8 protein-coding genes are annotated in these 9,239 nt (G+C 73.0%); 5 read left to right on the top strand and 3 right to left on the bottom strand.

Features of this window, described 5'->3' with window-relative positions:
• Nucleotides 1-221 precede the first annotated feature (221 nt).
• Complete coding sequence (locus tag ACZ63H_RS16965; RefSeq protein WP_469865685.1) at nt 222-1,226, top strand: hypothetical protein; 1,005 nt, start codon at nt 222-224, stop codon at nt 1,224-1,226.
• Nucleotide 1,227: 1 nt separating this feature from the next.
• On the top strand, nt 1,228-2,991 hold the full coding sequence (locus ACZ63H_RS16960) for a S9 family peptidase (RefSeq protein ID WP_469865683.1): 1,764 nt from the start codon (nt 1,228-1,230) through the stop codon (nt 2,989-2,991).
• A 118-nt stretch (nt 2,992-3,109) separates the two neighbouring features.
• On the opposite strand, the gene ACZ63H_RS16955 is transcribed toward ACZ63H_RS16960, so the two are convergent.
• The 3 genes from ACZ63H_RS16955 to ACZ63H_RS16945 are packed head-to-tail and all read right to left on the bottom strand — an operon-like array spanning nt 3,110 to nt 4,739.
• Complete coding sequence (locus tag ACZ63H_RS16955) at nt 3,110-3,793, bottom strand: RraA family protein (RefSeq protein ID WP_469865681.1); 684 nt, start codon at nt 3,791-3,793, stop codon at nt 3,110-3,112.
• Nucleotides 3,794-3,807: 14 nt separating this feature from the next.
• Nucleotides 3,808-4,119: an AzlD domain-containing protein gene (locus tag ACZ63H_RS16950; RefSeq protein WP_318205584.1), complete on the bottom strand. Its 312-nt coding sequence runs from the start codon at nt 4,117-4,119 to the stop codon at nt 3,808-3,810.
• On the bottom strand, nt 4,119-4,739 hold the full coding sequence (locus ACZ63H_RS16945; protein WP_467943891.1) for an AzlC family ABC transporter permease: 621 nt from the start codon (nt 4,737-4,739) through the stop codon (nt 4,119-4,121). The genes ACZ63H_RS16950 and ACZ63H_RS16945 overlap by 1 nt, the downstream gene beginning before the upstream one ends.
• Nucleotides 4,740-4,915: 176 nt before the next feature.
• On the opposite strand from ACZ63H_RS16945, the gene ACZ63H_RS16940 reads away from it, so the two are divergent.
• The 3 genes from ACZ63H_RS16940 to ACZ63H_RS16930 all read left to right on the top strand — a co-directional run bounded on the left by ACZ63H_RS16940 (nt 4,916) and on the right by ACZ63H_RS16930 (nt 9,221).
• A complete protein-coding gene (locus ACZ63H_RS16940) occupies nt 4,916-5,461 on the top strand; it encodes a CGNR zinc finger domain-containing protein (RefSeq protein ID WP_469865679.1) in 546 nt (181 codons plus the stop codon).
• A 646-nt stretch (nt 5,462-6,107) separates the two neighbouring features.
• Entirely contained in the window at nt 6,108-8,123 is a 2,016-nt protein-coding gene (gene shc / locus ACZ63H_RS16935) for a squalene--hopene cyclase (protein ID WP_469865677.1), read from the top strand.
• Nucleotides 8,124-8,153: 30 nt separating this feature from the next.
• Entirely contained in the window at nt 8,154-9,221 is a 1,068-nt protein-coding gene (locus ACZ63H_RS16930; protein ID WP_469865675.1) for a polyprenyl synthetase family protein, read from the top strand.
• Nucleotides 9,222-9,239 lie beyond the last annotated feature (18 nt).

The following is a 9,239-nucleotide window of genomic DNA, read 5'->3' as shown; positions in this document are numbered from 1 at the left end:
CGGGGGGGGGGGGGGGGGGGGGGGGGGGGGGGGGGGGGGGGGGGGTGGGGGGGGGGGCGGGGGGGGGGGGGGGGGGGGGGGGGGGGGGGGGGGAGGGGGGGGCCCCCCCCCCCCCCCCCGCTGACATACCGGCACAACGACCTGGGAGTGTCACAGTGATTATCGTCCGCCCTGAAGCCTATCGCCAGTACCCGGCAGGCCATCACCGATTCACGCTCGTCGTGGAAGAGCGGTTCTCCGACCAGGTCCGGCTGGAGCCCCCGAGCCGCTACGAGGCATGGGACACGGTCACGGCCGGACCGGACCGCTCCCTGAGCGACGTACTGCGCTCCGGCATCCCGCGGGACAGTGACGTCCTCGTCGTTGCCCAGGACGACCGGCTGCTGACGGCCTCCGACGCCGAGGTGGGCCCGGACCGTACCGTCGCCCTTGTCCGCGCGGGCACCGGCCCCTTCGCCCTCGACCAACTGGGCGGGCTGCTGGCGGCGTTGGAGAAGAGCGACCCCAACACCCTCGACGTCGCCGGCGCCGCGCTCGGCGACGCGGTGGCGGGGGCCGGCGGCCTGGTCGTCGAGGAGGCCCTGACCGGCGCCGTGGCGAAGACGACCTTCACCGCGCCGGCATGGTCCCGGATCGACACCGGCACCTATCGGACCGGCGCCGCGCAGAGCGCGTTCACCGGCCTGCGAAGCCTGGACCTCACGGGTGCCGGCACCAGCGTCACCGGCCAGATCGCCGTGAAGGGCTGGTCCGTCGTCCGCACGCGCGAGCCGGGCACGGCCGCCTGCCAGGAGCTGTTCGAGAAGCTGTCCGGGCTCTTCCACTACCCGCTCGTCCTCACCGTCGAGGACGGGTCGGTGACCGACATGAAGGCCACGGAGACCGGGTCGGCCGCCGCGGCCACCGCACTGACACAGCTCTTCGCCACGGACCCCGGCCACGCCAAGGTCACCGGACTGGAGTTCGGCCTCAACCCGGCGGTCCCGCAACTGCCCTTCAACTCCGAGTCCAACGCCGTCGGCACGGGCAAGGCGGCGGCCTCCGTCCACCTGGTGCTCGGCGCGCTGCCGCACACCGAGTTCCAGGTCGTCCTGGACTGCGCCACCAGCTCCCTCAGCGTGCTCGGCGGCGACGCCCCCCTGGCCGGGGCGGGCACGGCCCCCACCGCACAGGGCCCCCGCCGCCGGATGAACCGGGTCTCGGCGGCCAGTTGCGGTTGCCACTGACATGACCGGCATCGACACGCCCCTGTGGGAGCAGCGCTTCCGGGCCCCGCGCCACACGCTCCCCGCCTGGGCGAAGAGCTCCCCGGAGCGCTGCGTGTTCGTCAGCGACCGCTCCGGCAACGCCCAGGTCTACTGCTGGGACCGTACGGCCGGCACGCTGCGGCAGGTCACCGACCGGCCCTCCGGCGTCCAGCACTGCGCCATCGAGGCGTCCGGGGAGACCGTGTGGTGGTTCGCCGACACCGACGGGGACGAGCGCGGCCAGTGGATGCGGCAGCCGTTCGGCGGCGGCCCCGACGTGCCCGCCGTACGGGACCTGGAGCCGTACTGGCCCGCCGGACTCGCCCTCGGCCTGCGCGGACACAATCTGCTCGGCCACACCACCGAGCACGGCACCGACGTCTCCCTCGTGCTGCCCGACGGCACGGCCCGCCGCCTCTACCGGCACGAAGAGCCCGCGTACGCCGTCGACCTGTCCCGTGACCTCGCCCTCGCCGTCATCGCGCACAGCGAGCGCGGCGACCTGTGGGAGCCGGGCATCCGCGTACTGACGACGGACGGCACCGCCGTCGCCGACCTGGACGGCGAGGCCGTCGGGTTCGCCCCCGTGCCCGGCGACAACCGGCTGCTGGTCCTCCAGCCGCACGAGGACCGCTGGGAGCCGGCCCTCTACGATCCGCGCACCGGTGAACACGTCACCCTCGACCTCGGGCTGCCCGGGGAGGTCTCCGTCGAGTGGGCCCAGGACGCCGCGTCCCTGCTCGTCGTCCACGACCACCAGGCGCGCTCCGAGGCGTTCGGCTACGACCTGGCCTCCCGTGAGCTGACCCGGCTGAAGATCCCCGACGGCACCATCGAGCACGCGCGCACCCGCCCCGGCGGCGACGTGTGGTTCACGTGGTCGGACTCCGCCCACCCGCCCGTCTTCCGGGCCCTCGACAGCGACCCGCGGTTTCCCGCCACCAGCCGTGCGCCGCAGACCGCGCTCGCCGGTGACGTATGGGTGGACGGCCCCGGCGGCCGGGTCCACGCCCTGCTGAGCCTGCCCCGGACCGGTACGAAGCCGCACCCCGCGGTGTTCCTCCTGCACGGCGGGCCCGACGAACACGACCAGGACGCCTTCGACCCCGAGGCGGCGGCCTGGACGGACGAGGGGTTCGCCGTCGTACGCGTCAACTACCGCGGTTCGACGGGCTACGGCCGGGCCTGGACGGAGGCCCTGCGGCGCCGCGTCGGCCACACCGAGCTGGAGGACATCACCGCGGTGCGGCGGTGGGCCGTCGGCCAGGGGATCATCGACCCCGCCCGCCTGGTGCTGGCCGGCTGGTCGTGGGGCGGCTATCTGACCCTGCTGGGACTCGGCACCCGGCCGGACGACTGGACCATCGGACTGGCCGGCGCCCCGGTCGCCGACTGCGCCGCCGCCCACCACCAGGCGATGGACGACATCAAGGCGCTGGACCGCAGCCTCTTCGGCGGGACACCGGAGGAAGTCCCCGAGGCGTACCGCGACGCCTCGCCCGCCACCTACGCCGATGCCGTCCGCGCGCCGGTCTTCATCAGCGCGGGCGTCAACGACGCCCGGTGCCCCATCGACCAGGCCCGCGCCTACGCCGAGCGGCTGCGCGCCCGCGGCCTGCCGGTGGAGTTCCACGCCATGGACGCGGGCCACAGCGTGACGGCCGTGGAGGAACGCGTCACGGTCTTCCGCCGTCAGCTCGCGTTCACCCGCACACACCTCGATGCCGCAGGGAGGCTGTCATGATCTGCCGATGCGCCCCGGGGAACACCCACCGCGGCGAGATCGCCGTCCACCGCCCGCGACGGCTGCGGGAACGCCTGCTGCGCCGGCACAGCCCCGCCTGAGCACGGCCGGACCCCTCCTACTCCAGGGCCCCGCCCAGCCGGGCCATGTGTGTCCGGAAGGTGTACGAGGGGTCCTCCCGTCGTCGTTCCGCGAACTCCGCCCAGCGCAGTTGCTCGCGCAGGCTCACTCCGCGCAGCGCCTTCTCGGCCTGCCGCTGCTCGGCCGCCACGATGGTCCTGGCGACATCCACGACCTCCGGGTAGGTCTTGGCGGGGATGACGATCAGGCCGTCGGAGTCGCCCACCGCGACGTCGCCCGTCTCGAACGGGAACGGCTGGCCCGTGGGGTCACCGGTGTCCGGACGCAAGGTGGGCGACGACGGGCACGGCCCCAGGCTGAACACCGGCAGCCGGATGAGGGCCAGCTCGTCGGTGTCCCGGTGACATCCCCACACCACCAGGCCCGCCATTCCGGCCAGCCGTGCCTCGATCGCGACGAGGTCGCCCATGCAGGCCTCGTCCGTGCGCCCGCCGTTGTCGATGAACAGCACGTCCCCCTCGCGTGCCTCGTCCAGGCCCTGGAAGATCGAGGCGACGCCCTCGGTGTGCCGGATCCGGCGCAGCGGGCCGGCGAGCCTCATGCCCGACGCGGCCGGCCGCAGGGGGAGGGGCGGCAGGGTGAGCCGCTGCCCCAGCCGGATTCCCGCGTCCCACAGTGCCGCCGTGGGCCACACCTGCCCGTCGGCCGTGTCTGTGCTCATGGTGACGGCTCCCCTCATCCCGCGATCAGCCGGGTCACGGCCGCCGCGGCGGCGCCCAGGACGACCACGAGCAAGGTGGGCCACTTCCGCCAGACCCCGAAGGCGCCGACGAGCAGACCCACCACGCGGGCGTCGACCGTCAGCCGCTGCCCGTCGGCGAAGATCTGGGTGGAGATCAGTGCGGCGAGCAGGGTCGGTGCCATCAGGGCCACCACCCGCTGCATCCTCTCCGGCAGCTCCTGGCCGCCCAGCAGCACCGGACCGGTGGCCTTCAGCGCCATCGACACGGCGCCTACGAGAAGCACCGCGAGCCATACTCCGTTCATCACTTCCTCAATCCCAGCAGACAGGCGACCGTGGCCGCGATCAGAGGCACACCCGGTGAGGCGACCGGTGTCAGCGCCAGTGCGATCGCGACCCCGAGGATCGCGCACACGAGCGCACGCCGGTCGTTGATCTGTCCCTTGAGCAGGGCCAGGAAGAGGACGGGGGACACCACGTCCAGTCCGAAGCGCAGCGGGTCCCCGACGTACTCCGCGCCCAGCACGCCGACGGCCGTGCCGCCGACCCAGGCGCAGTAGACCACCACACCCGCGCCGAGCAGCCTTCCGCGTGAATAGCGGCCCCCGCCCAGGTGTCCCACGGCCCAGGACTCGTCCACCACCAGTTGCGCGGAGAGGAAGCGCTTGAGGGCGTTGCCGCTCATCGCCGGGGCGACGCTGATCCCGATCGGGAGGTAGCGGGAGTTGAGCAGTACGGCGGCCACGATGGCGGCGGCGATGCCCCCGCCGGTGCCCACCACGGAGGCGGCCGCGAACTGGGCCGATCCGGCGAAGGTCGTCAGGGACATGGCGATGGGGGCCATGATCCCCATGTCGGCGGCCCGTGCCACCACACCGAAGGAAACGGCGAAGCCGAAGACGGCGATCGCCAGCGGGATCGCCATGCGCAGCCCGCGCAGCCACTCTTCCCTGAAGCCGGCCTGGGGATAATACCCTTCAGATGTAACGGGGGGAGCGGGTAATGCCTCTTGGGAGTCCATCGACCCTCCAGTCCGAGCCGGTCCATTGTGACAGATGATACGGAGCCATGATGCGGTTTACTAGTTACTCCGAGGCTTCGGTGACATGGGCCGAGGACCTGGTGAACACCTACAACATCGTCCGCGAGAAGGAGAAGCTGCCGGATGTGGCCGCGCTGACGGAGCTGCTCGTCGCGCACGGCATCCGGATCGGGGAGGTGCCCACCGAGAGGGACCTGGAGCGGGCCCGCGCCCTGCGGACGGCCCTGCGGGAAGTCTTCGGCGCCCCGGACGAGGAGACCGCGGTCGCGCTGCTCAACCGCATCCTCGCCGAGCACCACGCGGTCCCGCACTACACCAACCACGACGGCGCGTGGCACCTCCACGTCACCGGCCCGCAGGCACCACCCGTCGACCAGTACGCCGTGAACGCCGCCATGGGCCTCCTCGGCGTCGTCACCACCACCGGGATGAGCCGCCTGCACGTCTGCCGCGGCAACCGCTGCGCGGAGGTGTTCGTGGACGTCTCCCGCAACCAGTCGCGTCGCTACTGCAGCCCGCAGATCTGCGGAAACCGCGCGAGCGCCGCCGCGCATCGGGCCCGCCGGCGCGCGAACCCGGCCGGCCGCCAGGATTCGCCGGCGTAGGCCGGGGCCGGTTCGCGGCCGAGGTGCGCCCGCAGGGCGGACGCGCGGTTCCCGAAGGCGGGGCGGTGTCCGTCCCCGGGACCAGGGAGCCGGGGACGGGCGGCGGCTCCGTGCGGAGGGGCCGGGCCGGCATCCGGGCGGTGTGCGCCGGGGCGCGGGACGGCAGCCGCGGCACCCCGGCGCCGACGGCGAGGGCCGGTGCCTCAGCGGCGGTCTCGTTGCGGCCGTATGCGTGGGGATGGCCGCCCACGGGCGCTCCGCGGTGGTGCGGGAGCGTGCGGGGCCGGGGGAGGGGAAGCCGGCGCTGCTCACCCCCGTACGCCACCGGCCGCCCGGTGGCTGGATGCGGGCCCGGGCGGCGTGCGCAGCCGTCCGGACCAGGTGGTGGCGGCCCGTCGGCACGACCGGATGCGAGCGAAGCGGCTGGTGGTCCCCGCGCGCGACGGCGCGTCCGGAAACAGACGGCGTGACCCTTCACGCCCGCACCGTGCACTCGAATGAAGGATGTGCCGGCCGAAAAGATTCGGAAGGATCGTTATCGCCCCGCCGGCACGGCGATTCGGTAGATCAGCGACGGTAACTTCCACGGAATTCAGATGATCTGCGAAACACGGGCATTTTACGGATTCGGTGGTCTAGGAGTGCCATGACGATTTCGGCTGACGGTGCGCCGCACGCGAAAGGCCCTGTCTGCGCGGGTGACGCCGGCGTGACGTTCGCCTCCTCCGCCGCCGGTCCGGCGGAGGAAGCCGCCCGGCGCGCGGTGGTGCGGGCCGCGGACCACTTGCTCGCCCGGCAGGACGCCGGCGGTTGGTGGAAGGGCCGTTTCACGACGGACGTGAGCTATGACGCCCACGATCTCTTCCTGCGCCATCTGCTCGGCGTGCTGGACGACCGCGTGGCCGGGGCGAGCGGCCGGTGGATCCGCTCCCAGCAGAGCGCGGACGGCTCCTGGCCCCTCGTCTTCGAGGGCGCGGGCCATCTGGGGACCACGATCCAGGCGTACATCGCCCTACGGCTCGCCGGGGACGGCCCGGACGAGGAGCACATGCTCCGGTGCGCGGCGTGGGTGCGCGAACAGGGCGGTGCGGCGGCCGTCCAGCTGGAGGCACGGGTATGGCTCGCCCTGCTCGGCTGGTGGAGCTGGGACGAGCTTCCCGAAATCCCCCCGGAGATCATCGCCCTGCCCAAGTGGGCGCCGCTGAACATCTACTCGTTCAGTTCCATCATGCGCCTGGCGCTCGTCTCCCTCAGCGTCATCCGCACGCACCGCCCGGTGCGGCCGGCTCCCTTCGGCATCGACGAACTCTTCGCTCCGACCGCGGCGCGTCCGCCGGCACCGGACAGCGGCTGGGAAAAGCTTTTCCGGCGGCTGAACGCCACGGTGCGCGTGTGCTCCAAGGGCATCCCCCGCCCGGTGCGCCAAGCCGCGGAGAACGCCTGCGTCCGCTGGCTCCTCCAGCGTCAGGAACAGGACGGCAGCTGGGGCGCGTGCACCCCGATGACCACGTGGGTCATCCTCGCCCTGCACCTGCACGGCTACCCCCCGGACCACCCGGTGCTCAGGGCCGCCTGGGACTTCCTGGAGGACTGCGGCGCGTGGCCCGAGGACGGCGTACGGGCCCTGCACACCGTGCACAGCCCGGTATGGGACACCTGCCTGTCCGCCACCGCGCTGCTCGACGCCGGCCTGGCGACCGACCACCCCGCGCTGGTCAAGGCCGCCGACTGGCTGCTCACCCGGCAGGCCGACCGGCCCGGCGACTGGGCCGCCCGGCGGCCCGGGCTGGCGCCCGGCGGCTGGGCCTTCCAGTTCCACAACCGGACCTATCCCGACAACGACGACACCTGCGAGGTGGTCCTCGCACTGCACCGGGTGAAGCACCCCGATCCGGCACGCGTCGACGACGCGCTGGACAGAGCGGTGCGGTGGTGCCTCGGCATGCAGAGCCGCGACGGCGGATGGGCGGCCTTCGACGCGGACAACACCAGCACCCTCCCCGCGAAGGTCCCCTTCTTCGACTTCGGCGAGTTCTGCACCGACCCGCCCACCGCCGACATCACCGCCCACGTGGTGGAGATGCTGGCCGCGCTGGGAAGGGAACGCGACCCCCGCACCCGCCGTGCCGTCCGCTGGCTGCTCGGCCGGCAGGAGGCGAACGGTGCGTGGTACGGACGCTGGGGCGTGAACCACCTCTACGGCACCGGTTGTGTCCTTCCCGCCCTCGCCGCCGCCGGAGTACCCCGCGGACACGCGGCCGTCCGGCGTGCCGTCGCCTGGCTGACGTCGGTGCAGAACGCGGACGGCGGCTGGGGCGAGAGCTGGCAGTCTTACGCCGATCCGGCCCGCGCCGGCCGTGGCCCGTCCACCCCCTCGCAGACCGCCTGGGCGCTGCTCGCGCTGCTCGCGGCGGGAGAGCGCGACAGCGCCGTGGTGCGGGACGGGATCCGCTGGCTGACCGAGCGGCAGACGGACGCAGGCACCTGGGAGGAGCCGCAGTTCACCGGCACGCTCGTCCCCCGGGCCGTGGCCGCGCACTACGGGTACTACGGGCACGTCTTCCCCCTGATGGCGCTGGGCCGTTATGTCCAGGGCACAGGTCACGCACGTGAGGTCCGGGTGGGCCGGCAACGAAAAGAAGCGACGGGGCCGGACCGGTGACCGGCCTCCCCTCCGAAAGGCGCCCTCGTGATGAGTGCTGAAACGCTGGCGGTCGAGTCCGACTTCTTCGCACCGCGCACCGCGATCGACAACCTCCTGTTCGACTTCCTGACGGAGAAGGCACGGACCGCCCCCGTGGCCGGGCAGTCGGCGCTCGTCCTGATGCTGCGTGACTTCGTCTCCGGGGGGAAGAGGGTCCGTCCGCTGCTGTGCGTGACCGGATGGATCGCGGCAGGGGGGCGCGGTGACATCACACAGGCCGTCAGGCTGGCCGCCTCCATCGAGCTGGCACACACCTGCGCGCTCATCCACGACGACATCATGGACGCGTCCGACAGCCGCCGCGGGCGCCCCACGGTCCACCGGGCGCTGGCCGACCGGCACCACGTACCGTGGCTGGCGCAACAGTACGGGCTCGGCGGAGCGATCCTCCTCGGCGACCTCGCCCTCGTCTGGTCCGACGAGTTGCTCCACACCACGCCCATGCCCGACGCCCACCGCGCCAGGGTCCTGCACTGCGTCGACCTCGCACGCAGCGAACTGATCGCCGGCCAGCACCTGGACCTGCTGACCACCGGCAAGCTCCACGCGAGCGTCGAGACGTTGCTCAGCGTCATCCGCTACAAGACCGCGAAGTACACCATCGAGCGCCCCTTGCAGGTGGGGGCGGCCCTCGCCGGCGCCGGGCAGGACGTCATGAACGCCTGCAGCGCCTACGGCATCCCCCTCGGCGAGGCGTTCCAGCTCCGGGACGACATCCTCGGCGTGTTCGGGGACCCGGACCGGACGGGCAAGTCCCGCCTGGACGATCTGCGCGAGGGCAAGTGCACCAGCCTCGTCGTCCATGCCCTCAGAGCCTGCGGCCCGGTTCAGGCCGGCCGGCTGCACGCGCTGATCGGCGACCCCGACCTCGGGGAGCAGGAAGCCGCGGAGGTCCGCGACATCCTCACCGGCACGGGCGCTCGCCGGGCGGTCGAGCGAATGATCGAGGAGAGATACCGGCAGGCCCTGGACTCCCTGGCCCTTGCCCCCTTCCCCGCCGACGCCGTCCGCACGCTGAAGGACGTCGCGGAGGCGGTCGTACACCGCACGGCGTGAAGCCCGGCCCAGTCGCCG

It is taken from the genome of Streptomyces sp. NPDC104831, from assembly GCF_055583025.1.
This window is presented reverse-complemented; position numbering and strand designations above follow the sequence as displayed.